General features: G+C 69.4%; 16 protein-coding genes. 5 read left to right on the forward strand and 11 right to left on the reverse strand.

The window, feature by feature from the left end:
* Position 1: 1 nt before the first annotated feature.
* From IE307_RS45250 to IE307_RS45265, 4 genes are all read right to left on the reverse strand, one after another.
* Positions 2-160 (reverse strand): hypothetical protein, encoded by a 159-nt coding sequence (locus IE307_RS45250; protein WP_191305677.1) that lies wholly within the window; start codon positions 158-160, stop codon positions 2-4.
* 24 nt (positions 161-184) lie between these two features.
* Entirely contained in the window at positions 185-742 is a 558-nt protein-coding gene (locus IE307_RS45255; RefSeq protein ID WP_191305678.1) for a winged helix-turn-helix domain-containing protein, read from the reverse strand.
* Positions 743-811: 69 nt separating this feature from the next.
* The gene (locus IE307_RS45260; RefSeq protein WP_191305679.1) at positions 812-1,303 is read right to left on the reverse strand and encodes a hypothetical protein; all 492 of its coding nucleotides are present in this window, start codon (positions 1,301-1,303) and stop codon (positions 812-814) included.
* 47 nt (positions 1,304-1,350) lie between these two features.
* Complete coding sequence (locus tag IE307_RS45265; protein ID WP_191305680.1) at positions 1,351-2,865, reverse strand: phytoene desaturase family protein; 1,515 nt, start codon at positions 2,863-2,865, stop codon at positions 1,351-1,353.
* Between the two features lie 65 nt (positions 2,866-2,930).
* Between IE307_RS45265 and fdhD the strand changes: the two genes are divergently transcribed.
* From fdhD to IE307_RS45280, 3 genes are read left to right on the forward strand one after another with little or no spacing between them, the layout of a single operon-like run.
* The gene (gene fdhD, locus IE307_RS45270) at positions 2,931-3,758 is read left to right on the forward strand and encodes a formate dehydrogenase accessory sulfurtransferase FdhD (protein WP_191305681.1); all 828 of its coding nucleotides are present in this window, start codon (positions 2,931-2,933) and stop codon (positions 3,756-3,758) included.
* Positions 3,745-4,875 carry a CaiB/BaiF CoA transferase family protein gene (locus IE307_RS45275; protein WP_191305682.1) on the forward strand — a complete coding sequence of 377 codons (1,131 nt, stop codon included), beginning with the start codon at positions 3,745-3,747 and terminating at the stop codon, positions 4,873-4,875. Before fdhD ends, IE307_RS45275 begins: the two co-directional genes overlap by 14 nt.
* A gap of 39 nt (positions 4,876-4,914) precedes the next feature.
* Entirely contained in the window at positions 4,915-5,793 is an 879-nt protein-coding gene (locus IE307_RS45280; RefSeq protein WP_191305683.1) for an alpha/beta hydrolase, read from the forward strand.
* Here the strand turns inward: IE307_RS45280 and IE307_RS45285 are convergent.
* From IE307_RS45285 to tig, 7 genes are all read right to left on the reverse strand, one after another.
* Positions 5,790-7,085, reverse strand: coding sequence for a serine hydrolase domain-containing protein (locus IE307_RS45285; RefSeq protein WP_191305684.1), 1,296 nt, complete (start codon positions 7,083-7,085; stop codon positions 5,790-5,792). The two genes, IE307_RS45280 and IE307_RS45285, sit on opposite strands and share 4 nt — an antisense overlap.
* An 18-nt stretch (positions 7,086-7,103) precedes the next feature.
* Entirely contained in the window at positions 7,104-8,297 is a 1,194-nt protein-coding gene (locus IE307_RS45290) for a serine hydrolase domain-containing protein (protein ID WP_191305685.1), read from the reverse strand.
* Between the two features lie 20 nt (positions 8,298-8,317).
* Positions 8,318-8,896, reverse strand: coding sequence for an RBBP9/YdeN family alpha/beta hydrolase (locus tag IE307_RS45295; protein ID WP_191305686.1), 579 nt, complete (start codon positions 8,894-8,896; stop codon positions 8,318-8,320).
* Between the two features lie 416 nt (positions 8,897-9,312).
* A complete protein-coding gene (clpX, locus tag IE307_RS45300) occupies positions 9,313-10,593 on the reverse strand; it encodes an ATP-dependent Clp protease ATP-binding subunit ClpX (protein WP_191305687.1) in 1,281 nt (426 codons plus the stop codon).
* A 328-nt stretch (positions 10,594-10,921) separates the two neighbouring features.
* A complete protein-coding gene (locus IE307_RS45305; protein ID WP_191305698.1) occupies positions 10,922-11,536 on the reverse strand; it encodes an ATP-dependent Clp protease proteolytic subunit in 615 nt (204 codons plus the stop codon).
* 35 nt (positions 11,537-11,571) lie between these two features.
* Positions 11,572-12,159 carry an ATP-dependent Clp protease proteolytic subunit gene (locus IE307_RS45310; protein ID WP_191305699.1) on the reverse strand — a complete coding sequence of 196 codons (588 nt, stop codon included), beginning with the start codon at positions 12,157-12,159 and terminating at the stop codon, positions 11,572-11,574.
* Between the two features lie 194 nt (positions 12,160-12,353).
* The gene (gene tig / locus IE307_RS45315; protein ID WP_191305688.1) at positions 12,354-13,700 is read right to left on the reverse strand and encodes a trigger factor; all 1,347 of its coding nucleotides are present in this window, start codon (positions 13,698-13,700) and stop codon (positions 12,354-12,356) included.
* A 215-nt stretch (positions 13,701-13,915) separates the two neighbouring features.
* Here tig and IE307_RS45320 point away from each other — a divergent pair, with 215 nt between their 5' ends.
* Positions 13,916-14,635: a hypothetical protein gene (locus tag IE307_RS45320; RefSeq protein WP_191305689.1), complete on the forward strand. Its 720-nt coding sequence runs from the start codon at positions 13,916-13,918 to the stop codon at positions 14,633-14,635.
* Between the two features lie 295 nt (positions 14,636-14,930).
* On the forward strand, positions 14,931-15,830 hold the full coding sequence (locus IE307_RS45325) for a LysR family transcriptional regulator (protein ID WP_191305690.1): 900 nt from the start codon (positions 14,931-14,933) through the stop codon (positions 15,828-15,830).
* Positions 15,831-16,436: the final 606 nt, after the last annotated feature.

Raw genomic sequence — 16,436 nt, forward strand, 5'->3', positions numbered from 1 at the left:
CTCAAGCGTGCCGGACCCGGACGAAGAGCCTTAAACGGCGTCGTTCGGGTTTCGGCGCGACCTCTTCGGGCTTCTTCACGAGCCTGCGCGCGGCCGCGTCGGCCTCGAACTCCTGCTGACGGTACTTCGCGATAGCAAACGCGTTGTGGTGCGGGATCATGCCGGATCTCCTTCGCTCAGATGATTACTCGGGTGCGACCGTGTGACTCAGGAAGAACCTGACCGCCTTGGCCCCTTCCGGCCGCAGCTCGGGGTTCAGCCGTCGCTCGTCGTACTTGTCGAAGAGCGTCCGCAGCTCCTCGACGAGGCCGAGGGCCTCCTCGGCGGTGACGAACTTGACCGTGCCCTCGGTGCCGACGACCTGGCGCCACTCCTCCGGCAGGTGGTCGTACTGCCGCAGGCGCGTCCGCATGCGTTCGAACTCCTGGTCCAGGTAGGCCATCGACGCCGCCTCGGCCGCCATCGCCGCCTCGCCCTCCAGACCCTCGGACGAGATGGACTGGCGCTTCGGAACGATCCTCCAGGGCTTCTGCCGGCCGGGGCCCTCGACCTCCGCGACGAAGCCGTACTTGGACAGCATGTTCAGGTGGTACGAGCAGCTCGCGACGCTCTCGCCCAGCGCGGCCGAGCACTGGGTCGCCGTCTGCGGACCCTCCTCGGTGAGGAGCTGGAGCAGCTTCCACCGGAACGGGTGGGAGAGCGCCCGCAGCGCTTTGGGGTCGGTGATCGGAGCGTCGGTCATGAAGCAACCGTACGCTTATCAAGGAACCCTTAGCAAGGTTCCTTGATGTAGAAGCCCTGATTTAGGCGGTCACCAGTCCGGCGAGTTCCGCGCCACCGCCGTGACCAGCGGCAAGGACTCGATCACCGGGACCCGCAGCAGCTCGGCGGGCACGTCCGGGTCGCGCACCGGCTCGACGAGCTCGCGCAGCAACGCGCCGACGACGTCGTCCGCGGCCTGGTCGACCTCGTGGATCAGGTCGCGCAACTGGTCCGCGGCCTCGTTGAGCACCCGCGGCCGTTGCGGTTCCTCCAGCATCAACGCCGCCAGTCGCAGCACGCGTCGGCAGGTGCGCAGCCTCAGGCTCCTGCTCGCGGACTCGCGCGTGCCCGCGAGGCCCAGCCGGCCGCGCGTGCGTTCGATCCACGGCTCGACCGTCTCGCGCCGCCAGATCGGGCCGGACGCGAGCTCCGCGTCCGGCTCCGGGATGCCGTGCGAACGCCGTTTGCGCCACACGGCCACCAACTGCCGGCTCAGCCCCATGGCGTCGGCGATCTCGGCGATCCCGTAGAAGTCCCCCACGCCGGCAACTGTAACCAGAGATGACACCGGGTGTCATCAAGGATGTCTCAAAAACGTTCGAGGACCGCTTGCGCCGCGTTGTGACCGCCGATGCCGCTGACACCGCCGCCGCGCCGGGAGCCAGCCCCGCACACGAAGACGTTGTCCACTTCGGTCTCCACACCCCACTTGCCGACCTGGTCGCCGGTCTCGGCGAACGGCCAGTCGAGCTCGCCGTGGAAGATGTTGCCGCCCGGCAGGCCGAGCTCGGACTCGAGGTCGAGCGGGGTGCGGGCCTCGATGCACGGGTTGCCCCGCGCATCGACCGCGAGGCAGTCCTGGACCGGCTCCACGAGGTGGGTGTTGAGCTGGTCGAGGTACCGCCGCACCAGCTCGTCGCGGAGCTCGTCGTTGCGGCCCTCGAAGAGCGACGCGGGCAGGTGCAGGCCGAACAGCGTCAGCGTCTCGTGGCCCTTCAGGGACGGGCCGAGGATCGACGGGTCGGTCAGCGAGTGGCAGTACATCTCCCCCGGCAGCACCGACGGGACCTCGCCGGCGGCGCTCTCCAGGTACGCGGTCTCCAGCTGGTCGTAGGACTCGTCGAGGTGGAACGTGCCGGCGAACGCGAGCCGCGCGTCGACGCCGGACTTCAGCTCGGGGAGCCTGCGCAGCAGCATGTTGATCTTCAGCTGGCAGCCGGGTTCGTCGTGGACCTCCTTGCCCTGCAACCGTCCCAGCACCGACGGCGCCACGTTCGACAGCACGAACCGCGCTTCCACCGTGGTGTCGCCGTACGTCACCGAGGCGGTCTCGCCGTCCGACTCGACCGAGGTGACCTCGGCACCGGTGACGATCTGCGCCCCGGCCTCGCGCGCGACCCGTTCGAGTTCGGCGGTGACGCCGCCCATGCCGCCGACCGGGACCTTCCACTCCCCCGTCCCGTTGCCGATCACGTGGTAGAGGAAGCACTTGTTGGCGCTCAACGAATGCAGTGACGCGTGCGTGCCGATCAACGCGTCCGTGGCGACGACACCGCGCACCAGGTTGTTGTCGAACAGCTCCTGCAGGGTCGCGCCGAGCGGCCGTTCGAAGACCTGCTCCCACAACCGGCCGCGCACCACCGCGTCGACGTGCACGCGCAGATGTTCTTTGGACACCAACGGTTCCAACAGGGTCGGAGCCAATGCCCGGGCCATCAGCTCCAGGTCGGCGTACCAGCGCTGCCACCGGTCCCAGTCGTCGAGCGACCCGCAGACGGCCTCGAACGACTTCACCGTCGCCTCGCCCGGCGAGCGTTCGACCAGCAGCCCCGTCCTGCCGTTGGGCGTGTACGAGGACGCGGCACGCGACCGCAGCGCCAGGTTCAGCCCGAGATCGGACACGATCCGGTCGGGCAGCAGCGAGACGAGGTACGAGAAGCGCGAGAGCCGGGCGTCGACGCCCTCCCACGGTGACGCGCTCACCGCGGCCCCGCCGACGTGCGGCAGCTTCTCCAGCACCCTGACCGACTTCCCCGCCCGTGCGAGGTACGCGGCCGCCACCAGCCCGTTGTGGCCGCCCCCCACGATCACGACGTCGTCCATGCCCCGGAATCCCTCCCACGTAGCCTGGTCGGTGGGGAACATAGCGGTCCGAAGGAGATGTGCACATGGGCCGAGTGACGGTGCGCCGAGCGGTCGAACGGGTGTCGCCGAGCGGTAGGCGCCGCAGGATCGACGCGCTCGCCGCCGAAGAACCCATGGAGTTGCGGGTCGACGGCAAGGCCTTGGCCGTGACGATGCGCACGCCGGGCCACGACGTGGAGCTCGCGCACGGCTTCCTGCTCAGCGAAGGTGTGATCGGCTCAGTCGAGGACATCGTGGTGGCCCGTTACTGCGACGGTGTGGGCCCGGACGGCCTGAACACGTACAACGTGCTGGACGTCGCGCTGGCCGACGGCGTGCCGCCGCCCGACACCGGGGTGGAGCGGAACTTCTACACCACGTCGTCATGCGGGGTGTGCGGCAAGGGCGCGCTGGACGCGGTGAAGCTCAAGACCCGCTACTCGCCCGCCGCGGACGAGGTGACCGTCACGCCCGAGGCGCTGACGGGCTTCCCGGACGCGTTGCGGGAGCGGCAGAAGGTCTTCGAGAGCACCGGCGGGCTGCACGCGGCCGGGCTGTTCGTCGACGGTGAGCTGCTGGTCGTGCGCGAGGACGTGGGCCGGCACAACGCCGTCGACAAGGTGCTGGGCTGGGCGGTGCTGCAGAACCTGGTGCCCGTGCGCGGCGCGGTGCTGATGGTGTCCGGGCGGGCGTCTTTCGAGCTGGTGCAGAAGGCCGCGATGGCCGGGATCGCGGTGCTCGCGGCCGTGTCGGCGCCGTCGTCGCTCGCCGTCGAACTGGCCGAGGAGCAGGGCATGACCCTGATCGGCTTCCTGCGCGGCGACTCGATGAACGTCTACACCGGTGGGGAGCGCGTGGTTGAGACCGCTTGACGGCGTCGTGGTGGTGAGCCTGGAGCAGGCCGTCGCCGTGCCGTACGCGACGCGGTTGCTGGCCGACCTCGGGGCGCGCGTCGTCAAGGTCGAACGGCCCGGCACGGGCGACTTCGCCCGCCACTACGACTCGGCGTGCGGTGAGGTGTCGTCGTACTTCGCGTGGACGAACGCCGGCAAGGAGTCGCTGACGCTCGACATCACCCACCCCGACGGCCGCGAGGTGCTCGACCGGCTCGTTTCCCGCGCCGACGTGCTGCTGTGCAACCTGTCGCCGCGCGTGTGGGAGCGGCTCGCGCTGGACCTGCCCCCGTCGTTGATCGTCGGTGAGCTGTCCGGCTACGGCTGGGACGGCCCGTACGCGGACCGCAAGGCGTTCGACGCGCTGGTGCAGTCCGAGGCGGGGCTGGTGTCGCTGACCGGCGAGGGCGACGTGGTGGCCCGCGCCGGCATCTCGGTCGCGGACATCGCGGCCGGCGTCCAGCTCCAGTCCGCGGTCCTCGCGGCATTGCTGCAGCGCGGCCGGACGGGTGAAGGCGTGCGACTGCGGTTGTCACTCTTCGAAGCGATGGCCGAGTGGATGCACCAGCCGATGCTCTACGCCGCCGGAACGGGCGCCGCCGCCCCGCGCTCGGGCGCGCACCACCCGAGCATCGCGCCGTACGGGCCGGTGGCGTGCGCGGACGGCGCGGTGCACCTGGCCGTGCAGAACGACGGGCAGTGGCAGCGGTTGTGCGGCCTGGTCGGACTCGCCCCCGAGGAGAGGTTCGCCACAGTGACCTCCCGCGTCGAGCACCGCGCGGAGCTGCAGGAGCTGCTCGAACAGGCCTTTTCGGACCTCACCGCGACCGAGTTGCTGACCACTTTGGACGCCGCCGACGTACCGGCCGCGCTCACCAGGCCGATCACCGACCTGGCCACTCACCCGCAGCTCGACACGTGGGTTGACGTGCCCGTTCCCGGCGGAACCGCCCGGATGCTGCCGCCGCCGGTGGCCGGGTTCGAGTGGTCACCGGGTGCGGTGCCGGCACTCGGCGCGCACAATGACGCCGTGCTGACCTGGCTGGGCTATTCGAGTGAGGAACGAACTGCCTTACGCGTGCGTTGCGTCCTCTGAGTGGGAAACGCGGAACGGTCCCCACACGATGAGGTGAGCATGGGGGAACCGAGGTACAGCCGCCGCACCCTCCTCGCGGCGATCGGCGTGGTCATCGCGACAGCCACCGGCGTCGCGACGTACGTGTCGTCGTCGGGCGCCGTCGAGCAGCAGATCGCGACGGCGGACAAGGTGCGCGCCACTCCGGTCGCGAAACCGGTGGTCCGGATCGAGCGCGTGTACTCGGCCGCCCGCCACCGCGAGGTCACCCTCGCCTTCTACCTCCCGGCCGGGGCGAACACCCGCGGCCTGCCGATGTCCATCCTGCTGCACGGCCTGCGCGGCGACGCCCGGCACGCGGCCGTGGGCAACCTGCCCGAGGTCCTCACCGCCGCCGTCGCGAAGGGCGCGGTGCCCGCGTTCGGCTTCATCGCGGTCGACGGCGGCGACAACTACTGGCACGAGAACGTCCCCGGCGACGACCCGATGGCCATGCTGCTCGACGAGGTCCCGCGCTGGCTCAAGGAACGCGGCTACGGCGAGCCGTTCGCGGTGACGGGCGTGTCGATGGGCGGCTTCGGTTCGCTGCTCTACGCGAGGCGCCGTGCCGAGCGCGGCGACCCGATCGCGGCCGCCGCGGCCATCTCCCCCGGCCTGATCACGGCGTGGCCGGAGATGGCCAAGCGCCGCGCGTTCAAGAACGAGGGCGAGTGGGCGTCGCTCGACCCACTGCGCCACCTCCAGTCCACCGGCCCGACCGCGCTCGGCGTGTGGATCGGCGACAAGGACAAGTTCATCGAGGGCACCCGCCGGTTCATCCGCGAGGTGCGCCCCCAGGTCGGCACCGTGAAGTCCGGTGGCCACGACGACGGGCTGTACCGCAAGGTCACGCCCGACGTCGTGCAGTTCCTCGCCAAGTACGCGAAGCGCGCCGTCTAGACCCGCTGGGCCGCCCGGCCCCAGTGCAGGTGCTCCGCCCGGCCGTCCTCGTCCCGTCCACACAGGACGACCACCGGGTGGTACCCGTCCTCGCCGTCGACCGCGATCAGCGCGTCGTCGCGCAGCCCGGTGAACTCGTGCTCGTCACCGTCGACGAACGACTCCCAGCCGGAGTCGAGCGGCACGTACCGGAGCTTGACCCTGCCGCCATCGCCTTCGGTGACGTGCAGTTCCAGCCCGGTGGACCGGTAGACGCCGACGACCCGTTCGACGTCGACCGGCACCGGCAACGGCGGTGGTGTGGGCAGGCCGGGCAGGGTGATGCCCTCCTTGCCCAGCACCTCCTCGTAGACCGCGCGGGCCAGCCCCAGGCTCCCCCCGCCGTTGGTGAGGACGGCGATCGCGAGCCCGGCCCCGGGGACCACCCGCAGGTAGGCCCGGTACCCCCTGGTCGATCCGGTGTGGCCGATGCCCGTGACGCCGTCCGGGTACTCGTGCACCGCCCAGCCGAGCCCCTGGCCGCCGCCGTGCCCGAAGTCCGGTGGCACGACCTGGATCTCGCGCATCGCGTCGAACTCGCTGGTGCCGAGGTGCATCCGCACGAACTCCAGCAGGTCCCGCGCGCTCATCGCGAGCGCCGTGCCGGCCGGTGCGTCACCCTCGGCCATCAGCGTGGCCGCGGGCTTGGGCTCCTTGCCCACGTGCCCCGTGGCGAGGGTCCGCGTGGCGTACTCGGCGTGGCTCGCGGCGGCGGTGCGCAGGCCCAGCCCGTCGATCAGACGCTCCCGGAGGACGACGCGGAAAGGCTTGCCGCGCAACACCTCCACGATCCGGCCGAGCAACGTGAAGCCGCTGTTGCAGTACGAGTACAGCTCGCCGGTCGGGACCTCCTGCCGCGCGTCCGCCAAGCGCTCGACGTACTTCTCCAGCATGTCGTCGCCGTTGCCGACGTCGTGGAAGAGGTCACCTTGGAAGCCCGCGGTGTGGGTGAGGAGATGGCGCGGCGTGATGATCGCGGCGGCGCCCTCGTCGGCGAGCCGGAACTCCGGGAGCACCTCGCGCACAGGGCGGTCGAGGTCGAGCAGGCCCTCGTTCACCAACTCCTGCACGAGCGTCGCCGTCCACACCTTGGTGATGGACCCGATCTGGAAGATGGAGTCCGTCGTCACCTTCTCCCCGGTGACGTTGTTCAGCACACCCGCTGCCATGTCGACGATTCCGCCGTGGTGCAGCACCGCGACTTGGGCACCGACGACACCGTGCCGTTCGACCAGCTCGTCCAGATCGATCACGTTGATCCCCCAGGATCCTCAGACTCGGACGGCGGCCCGCCCGAAGTGCATCAGGTCGTTCACGAGCACCAGCACGGTGTGCGGCTCGTCCACGGCGATCAGGGCGTCCTCGCGCAGGGCCACGTACTCCCGTGCGTCACCGTCCAGATCCACGAGCACACGACCGTGATCTGCTTGCGTCACAACCACTTCATGCCCGGAACACCGATAGGTGCCGAGGAAGCGACCGTCCACCGGCTCGGGCGCGGCGGGCGGCACCGGCGGCTCGGGCCTGCGCACTCCGGCGAGGCCGCTGAAGACGTTCTCGATGACGGCGTCGAACACCTCGTCCGCCGCGCCACCGGTGGTGAGCAGGGCGACTGCGACCCCGCGCTCCGACGCGATCCGCAGGAACGACGCCAGCCCCTGGTTGCTCCCGCGGTGGCCGATCACCGGCCCTCCCGAATACCCCGGCAGCTCCCAGCCCAGGCCCCACGAGGCGCGGAACCCGAAGTCCGGCACCGGCACCTGCGGCTCCCGCATCACCGCGAACCCCGGCGTCGCCAGGTGCATGCGCGCGAACGCGAGCAGGTCCCGCGCGCTCATCGCCAGCGCCGACCCGGCGGGCCAGTCGGACTCGGGCCCCGGATCGGTCACCGGGCGTCCGTCCACATGTCCCGCCGCGGCGTGCCGCGCCTCCGCGTAAGTCGTCGCGACGGTCAGACCCAGCGGTGTGGCGAGCCGTTCCTGGATGACGGTGTTGAAAGGCTTGCCCCGCAACACTTCCACGATGCGGCCGAGCACCGCGTAGCCGCTGTTGCAATAGGACCACACCGCACCCGGCGGACTGACCTGCTCGGCTTCCGCCAGCCGCGCCACGAACTTCTCCACGGCGTCGTCGCCCGCCCCGGTGTCGTGGAAGAGATCCCCGTCGATGCCCGACGTGTGGGTCAGCAACTGCCGCGCCGTGACCACCGGCCGGAAGCCCGGCAGGACCTCGCACACCGGCCGGTCGAGGTCGAGCCGACCCTCGTTCACCAACTCCTGCACGAGGGTCGCCGTCCACACCTTCGTGATCGACGCGATCTGGAACAGCGAGTCCACCGTCACCGGCGCGCGCGTGTCCGCGTTCAGCACGCCCGCCGCCACGTCGGTGATCTCGCCCTCGGCCAGCACCGCGAGCTGGGCGCCCACGACACCGTGTTCCTCGATCAGCTCCTCGAGCTCGATCACGTTCCCCCCAGAAGTGACGTCTAGCGAGGCGAGAGCGGCACCGTCTTCGACCGCACCCACTTGAGCACCGCGGGCCACTCGCCATAACCCGCGTCGATGTTGATGTGCCCGGCCCCCGGCACCACGTCGATCTCGATCCGCAACGCCTCCGCGAGCTGCTTGGCGGCCTGCATCGAGCAGTGCGGATCCCCCTCGCCCGCGACCAGTCGGGTCTCGGTGGCGGCCCGGCGCAGCCCGGCCGGGTCGAGCGGAGCCGGGAAGAACGACTTGATGGCCGGCTCCGGGTGGTCCAGCTCCGGCGGCGCGACCAGCAACACCCGGTCGACGTGCGCGATGTTCTCGCGCGCCGCGTGGTGCAGCCACAGGTAGCACCCGAGCGAGTGCGCGACGACGACCCGTTCGCGGTCCTTCGGCAGCGCTTCGAGGTGGGTGTCGAGCTCGGCCAGCCAGGTGTCGCGGTCCGGCGCCTCGGGGCTGCTGAAGTGCGGCAGGTCGGCGAGGCCACCGTGCTCGGACACGGTCTGGGCCAGCCAGCGCTGCCAGTGGCCGGGACCGGAGCCGGTGTAGCCGTGGAGCAGGAGCACGTGGGGCAGCGACATGCCTCCACCCTAGTGGCGACGCCCAGCACATCGGCTGGACACTCCCGCACCCGGCAGAACACCCCGTTCGCGCGCCTCCCCGCCGCCAGGACGCCCCAGCGGAGCGGCCTACGTCAGACAGCACATCCCGGCCGCACGACTCACACCCGACAACACATCCCGGCCGCACGACTCACACCCGACAACACCTCCCGGCCGAGCCACCCGTACCCCGGCAACATTCCGGCTGAGCCATCCACACCTGGCAGGCCGCTCGACGGACCAGAGACTCGCGCTGCACGGTCTGCACCCCCAGCGGCGCCTCGGATGGGCCACGGACTCCCCCGCCAACGATCTGCGCCGCGCCCACCGCGACCCCGGAAAGCGCGAAGGGCGCCCGGCCGGAGCCGGGCGCCCTTCGCGCTGAACGATCGAACCTAGGCCGACTTCTCGCGGCGCTCGCGGCGCGAGGGCTGCCGGGCCACGATGGTCGGGTTCACGTTCTCCTTCACCGTCTGCTCGGTGATGACGACCTTGGCGACGTCCGTGCGGCTCGGGATGTCGTACATCACCGGGAGCAGGACCTCTTCCATGATCGCGCGCAGACCACGAGCACCGGTGCCGCGCAGGATCGCCTGGTCGGCGACCGCTTCGAGCGCGGTCTTGGTGAACTCGAGCTCGACGCCGTCCATCTCGAAGAGCTTCTGGTACTGCTTCACCAGGGCGTTCTTCGGCTCGGTGAGGATCATCACCAGCGACGGCTTGTCGAGGTTGGTGACGGAGGCGACCATCGGCAGACGCCCGATGAACTCGGGGATCAGGCCGAACTTGATCAGGTCCTCCGGCATGGAGTCGGCGAAGTAGTCCGCCGCGTCCGTCTCGGCCTTGGAGCGGACCTCGGCGCCGAAGCCCAGGCCGCGCTTGCCGACCCGGTCCTGGATGATCTTCTCGAGCCCTGCGAACGCACCGGCCACGATGAACAGCACGTTCGTCGTGTCGATCTGGATGAACTCCTGGTGCGGGTGCTTGCGGCCGCCCTGCGGGGGCACCGAGGCGGTGGTGCCTTCCAGGATCTTGAGCAGCGCCTGCTGCACGCCCTCACCGGACACGTCGCGCGTGATCGACGGGTTTTCACTCTTCCGAGCGATCTTGTCGACCTCGTCGATGTAGATGATGCCCGTTTCGGCGCGCTTCACGTCGTAGTCGGCGGCCTGGATGAGCTTCAGGAGGATGTTCTCGACGTCCTCACCGACGTACCCGGCCTCCGTCAGCGCCGTCGCGTCGGCGATGGCGAACGGCACGTTCAGCATCTTCGCGAGCGTCTGCGCGAGATAGGTCTTGCCGCACCCCGTCGGGCCGAGCATCAGGATGTTCGACTTGGCCAGCTCGACGCCGTCGTCACGACCCTCGCGCCCGCGGTCGCCCGCCTGGATGCGCTTGTAGTGGTTGTAGACGGCGACGGAGAGGGTGCGCTTGGCATCACTCTGGCCGATGACGTACTGGTCGAGGAACTCGTGGATCTCGGCGGGCTTCGGCAGCTCGTCGAGCTTCACGTCGCCGGCTTCGGCCAGCTCCTCCTCGATGATCTCGTTGCAGAGATCGATGCACTCATCGCAGATGTAGACGCCGGGGCCGGCGATGAGTTTCTTCACCTGCTTTTGACTCTTTCCGCAGAAAGAGCACTTCAGCAAGTCGCCGCCGTCACCGATACGCGCCATGACCGCTGACCTATGTCCCCTCCGGCGCACACCTGCTGTAGTGCGCCTGCTGACTTGCTGTGGCAGTCCCACTGGCTGTGGGTGCGAAGCCCGTTCTCCTGACGGTACCTGGCCGACCCCGTTTCCGGGGAGGACCCGCGTGCCCCCGACGCGCCGATCAGGCCAGATGACCGGTCACACCGGCGTGTCGGGTGGGCAGGCGATGTCCAGCGGCCGGGTGTCCCAGCCCCTGGACACGTGCCGGGGGTCTGGGGTGTCCCCAGTCGAACACGAGACGGTAGGTGGGGCGAGCGCTCTTCGCGAGCACACCTCGCCCCTCCACCGGCCCTCAGGACTTGGCGGAAAGCTTGCGGTAGGGCAGCACCGTGTCGACGATGCCGTACTCCCTGGCCTCGTCGGCCGTCAGGATGCGGTCGCGCTCGATGCTCTCGCGAACCTCCTCCGCCGTCCGGTTGGTGTGCCGCGCGAGGGTGGTCTCCATCAGGCGGCGCACGCGCTGGATCTCGTTCGACTGGATCTCCAGGTCGGACACCTGACCGTACGCGCCCTCCATGGAGGGCTGGTGGATCAGGATTCGCGCGTTGGGCAGCGCGTGGCGCTTGCCCGGGGTGCCGGCGGCCAGCAGCACCGCGGCGGCCGACGCGGCCTGGCCGAGGCAGTACGTCTGGATGTCCGGGCGGACGAACTGCATGGTGTCGTAGATGGCCATCAGCGAGGTGAACGAGCCACCCGGCGAGTTGATGTACATCAGGATGTCGCGGTCCGGGTCCTCGGACTCGAGGACCAGCAGCTGCGCCATGACGTCGTTCGCCGAAGCGTCGTCAACCTGCACGCCGAGGAAGATGATGCGCTCCTCGAAGAGCTTGTTGTACGGGTTCGACTCCTTCATGCCATAGCTGGTGCGCTCGACGAACGACGGCAGCACGTACCGCGACTGCGGCATGTGGAACTGGCTCACTTGAGGTCTCCTAGCTGACGTCAGTTGTTCGAGTCGCCCACGGGCTGGGCCCTGGTGACGACCTTGTCGACGAAGCCGTACTCGAGCGCTTCCTGCGCCGTGAACCAGCGGTCGCGGTCGGAGTCACGGGTGATGGTCTCGAGCGACTGGCCGGTGTGCTCGGCGATGAGCTCGGCCATCTCGCGCTTGGTGCGCGTCAGCATGTCCGCCTGGATCGCGATGTCCGCGGCCGTGCCGCCGACACCGGCCGAGGGCTGGTGCATGAGGATCCGCGCGTGCGGGAGCGCGTGGCGCTTGCCGGGCGCGCCCGCCGAGAGCAGGAACTGCCCCATCGAGGCCGCGAGGCCCATCGCGTACGTGGCCACGTCCGGCTGGATCAGCTGCATCGTGTCGAAGATGGCCATGCCCGCCGTGACGGAACCACCCGGCGAGTTGATGTAGAGCGTGATGTCCTTCTCGGGGTCCTCAGCGGCGAGGAGCAGCAGCTGAGCGGTGATCTGGTTGGCGATGCCCTCTTCGACCTGTGATCCCAGGACGATGATCCGCTCGCGGAGCAGCCGCTCGTACACCGAGTCGTTGAGGTTCATCCCGGCGGTGGCCGACCGCATCTCGGGGGTCGGGAAGGAGTGCTGCGTCACGTCTGCCTGCCTAACTCCAGGTGGAACGAATCTGGAATCGAAAACTCTCTGCGATCGACCTTAACGAAGGCGGGCGGCGTCAGATGCCCGACACCGCCCGCGTTCGCTATCAGCTGTATTTCCGGAGCTCGCCCGCTCGCGGGGAAGGGCGAGTGATCCGGTCGCTACTCCTGGCCGTCCTCATCGGACTTGGTCTCGCCGAAGAGCTCGTCGAGGTCGAGCTTCTGCCCGCTCGTGTCGGACACCTCGGCCTGGCGCACGACGCTCGCGAGCGCCTTGCCCCGGCGGACGTCGGCGAAGATCGCGCCGAGCTGGCCGGACTGCTGCGCGCGCTTGACGTACTCGTCCGGCGAGATGCCGAAGCGCTGGGCCTGGTAGATGATCCGCTCGGTCAGCTCGCCGTCGGACACCGTGACCTGCTCGGCGTCGGCGATCGAGTCGAGCACCAGCTGCGTCTTGACGGCCTGCTCGGCGGCCTTGCGCAGCTCGGCGTCGAACTCCTCCTCCGACTGGCCCTGCTCCTGCAGCCACGCGGCGAACTTCGCGTCGTCGTGGTCGAAGGCGTGCACGGCGTCGTGCTTGCGGGCGTCGATCTCGCCCTGGACGATGCCCTCGGGCAGCGGGACCTCGGTGGTCTCCAGCAGCGCCTCGAGGACCTTGTCGCGCGCCTGCACGCCCTGCTGCATCTTCTTGACGCGGCCCAGGCGGGTCTGCAGGTCGGCCTTGAGCTCCTCGAGCGTGTCGAACTCGCTGGCGAGCTGCGCGAACTCGTCGTCGAGCTCGGGGAGCTGGCGCTCCTTGACGCTGCTCAGCACGACGGTGACGTCGGCCTCGCGGCCCTCGTGCTCACCGGCGACGAGCGTCGTGGTGAAGGTCTTGGTCTCGCCCTCGGAGGCGCCGACGAGCGCCTCGTCGATGCCCTCGACGAGCTGGCCGGAGCCGACCTCGTAGGACAGGCCGCTGGTGCGCGCCTCCTCGACCTCTTCGCCGTCGACGGTGGCGGACAGGTCGACGATGACGAAGTCACCGGTCTCGACCGGGCGGGAGACGCCGGTCAGCGTGCCGAAGCGGGCGCGCAGCTCGTCGAGCTGGGTGGTCACGTCCTCGTCGGTGACCTCCTGCTCGTCGACGGTCACGGCGAGCTCGCCGAACGCGGGCACGGTGATGTCGGGGCGGACGTCGACCTCGGCGGTGAACTCGAGCGTCTGGCCGTCCTCGATCTTGGTGACCTCGAAGTCCGGACGGCCGAGCGTGCGCACCTCACCCGCGTTGACCGCTTCCAGGTACTTGGCCGGGATGGCCTCCTGGATGACCTCGTCCAGCACCGGGGCGCGGCCGATGCGGTTCTCCAGGACCTTGGCGGGGGCCTTGCCCGGACGGAAGCCGGGGATGCGGACCTGCTTCGCGAGCTTCCGGTACGCCTGGTCGAAGTTCGACTTGAGCTCGTCGAACGGCACCTCGACGTTGATCCGGACCCTCGTCGGGCTCAGGTGCTCGACGGTGCTCTTCAACGTGGACTCCTCGATACGAACAAGAACGTGCAAGACAGCCGGTACCACCACTGCGGGCGCCCGGATTCCCAGCGAGTCTAGGCGAGACCCGCACCGTGACCGCCGCCACCCCGCTTTCGGCCGGTGACACGGCTCTCCGCGCAGCGATAGCGTGCCGTCAGCGGCCGTTCCCGGCCGCTACTGGGGCTTCGAGAACGTGATCCTGGGGGACACGCATGTCCAAGACTTCCACGCGCCTGCTCGCGGTCTGCGCGACCGCCGCCGCGGTGCTCGCCACGTCCGTCCCGGCAACCGCCGCCACGCCACCGGAGGCCACTGCCGCCGCCTACGTCTTCGTCAACGGCACGACCTCCGAGGCGCTGGTCGCGGAGAACCTCAACCTCACCGCGCCCCACCTCTCGTCGGGGTACACCGAGGCCCACCGGGGCTGGGACGTCCGCCTGTCCGACGAGGCCTACAACGCCGGGCTGCCCAGGCAGGACTTCAGGGCCGAGGCGGCCCACCGCGAGACGAACGCGAGCGCGATCGCCGGCGGCTTCGTCTCCCTGGTCGACCGCGAGGTCCGCGACGTCCCGTTCGCGGTGGTGAAGCTCGGCAACCGCTACTACTCCTGCTCGGTCGGCCAGCCGTTCTACACCAGGGACACCGAGAAGCCGCGCCTGTGGATGCGTCAGGCCGACGGCGAACTGCACGAGATCAAGGGCGTCCTGGAGAGCTGGACCAGCGCCATGCACGTGAACAGCACCAACAGCCCCCGCATCCCCACCACCGTGCGGGTCAACCGCTTCACCACCACCGCCGAACTGGCCGCCTACCCGCAGTTCGCCAAGTACGCCGACCGCACCGAGGCGGGCGGTGGCGGCTACGAGCTGGCGATCACCCAGCACGACACGACCTACCGCATCCTCGTGGGCGCCGCGGCGGCCTCCTGCTAACACTTCTCGTCACTTCCGGCGCCGCCGTCCACATCCGGACGGCGGCGCTTTTTTGTTCGCCTGACGAACGACTTAACAGATACGAGTCGCCCCGCTACGGCCCGTCAAAACGCTCGTCTCAATTTCACTCGTTCGGCGGAAACAGCCATTCCCGACCGATCAAGATGACTCCGTTAGCACTAATCGGGCCCACGCGGCCGACAGGTAGCGTTACTGCTCCCGCACCATCCGTAACAGGACCACGGGAACGAACGAGAAAAAGACGTCGCACCGTTTTACCCCGAGGATCCGCCTGATGGAGACACGCCAGCTTCTCGCGTTCACGACCGTGGTTCAGACAGGGAGCTTCACCAAGGCCGCAGCCACGCTCAACTGCTCGCAGCCGACCATCACCACCCGCATCAAGGCCCTGGAGGAGGCCCTGGGGGTCGTCCTTTTCCGACGCCTCCCCAGAGGTATCCAGATGACGTCCGCGGGCGTGGAACTACTCCCGTTCGCACGAAACATCATCAACCTCACCGAAAAGGCCCGAAAAGCCATCACGATGAACGGCGAGCCGCACGGCAAACTCGTCATCGGTTCCGCACAGAGCCTGACCGACTACCGTCTGCTACCGCTCATCGAATACATGTGCTGGCGCTACCCGTCGGTCCAACTCTCACTGCACTCCCGCAACGCGCTGAACAACCTGAACTCGGTTCGGGACGGCCAACTGGACTGCGCCTTCTTCATCGGCGCGATCGAACCGCGCGAGGGCCTGGAAACAACGGTCCTCTGCCCCGAACCCCTCGTCATGGTCGCGGGCCCGAACCACATGCTGACCCAACGCCAGTCCCTGGCCGAGGACGACCTCACGAGCAGCACCCTCATCCGAGCCGAGAACGGCGCCTCGTACCACGAACTCTTCGAACACTCCCTCGGCTACGACGACACCCGCGCCCCGGTCCTGGAACTGGACTCCGTGGACGCCGCCAAACGAGCAGTGGCCTCAGGCCTCGGCATCGCCCTGATGCCCGAGGTGACCGTGTCCTCAGAACTGGCCGACGGCAGGTTGGTCCGCTTGCCCTGGTCCCCGACGTTCCGCGTCTACACGCAGTTCGGCTGGCGCCAGGACAACTCGACGAACCCGGCGGTGACGGCCCTGGTGTCGGCGGCGGCGCAGGTGGTGAGCGACCAGGTCGCCTCTCTGACCTGACTCCCAGCGCGTGCTCGCGCAGGCGTCCCCTTGGGCTCAGGGTCCCCCGCGTCCCAACCTAGCGGTGGGGTCTGACAGTCCCGCTGGGGTGAAGCGGGCGCCCCGGTGCCGGAATTGGGGCGAGACGGGACCGGCCAAGCGAGGCGGGGCCGGAGCACGCGAGGCGGGGCCGACGAGGCGGGGCGGTGCAGAGCGCGGGCGGTACCGGGCAGGCGAGACGGGCACCGTCTGGCCCAGGTGGGCCAGGGCCGGGCATGGTGTCGCCTGCCCAAACGGGGCGGCGCCCAGGCAGGCAAGGCCGAGCCTGGTGATGCCGCGTCAGGCACGGTGATGCCGGGCCGAGCGTGGTGATGCAGGCCAGGCAGCGCGGTGCGGGACCAGATGTGGTGATGCCCGGCCAGGCGGGGTCGGCCGGGCGAGCGAGCATGCCGTCGCGCATGCTCACGCAGGCGTCCCCCCGCGATCAGGACCCCCCGCGACCCAACATAGTGACCATGTCTGACACTCCCACGAGCTTGAGGGAATGCCAGATCTCAAGCGACGCCGAAGGCGAGCAGTCAGACCACAAGGTCACGGCCAGCACCCACCAGCCAGCGATGCCGAAGG

Origin of the sequence: Lentzea cavernae (assembly GCF_014653695.1) — a bacterium.
Lineage (GTDB): Bacteria > Actinomycetota > Actinomycetes > Mycobacteriales > Pseudonocardiaceae > Lentzea > Lentzea cavernae.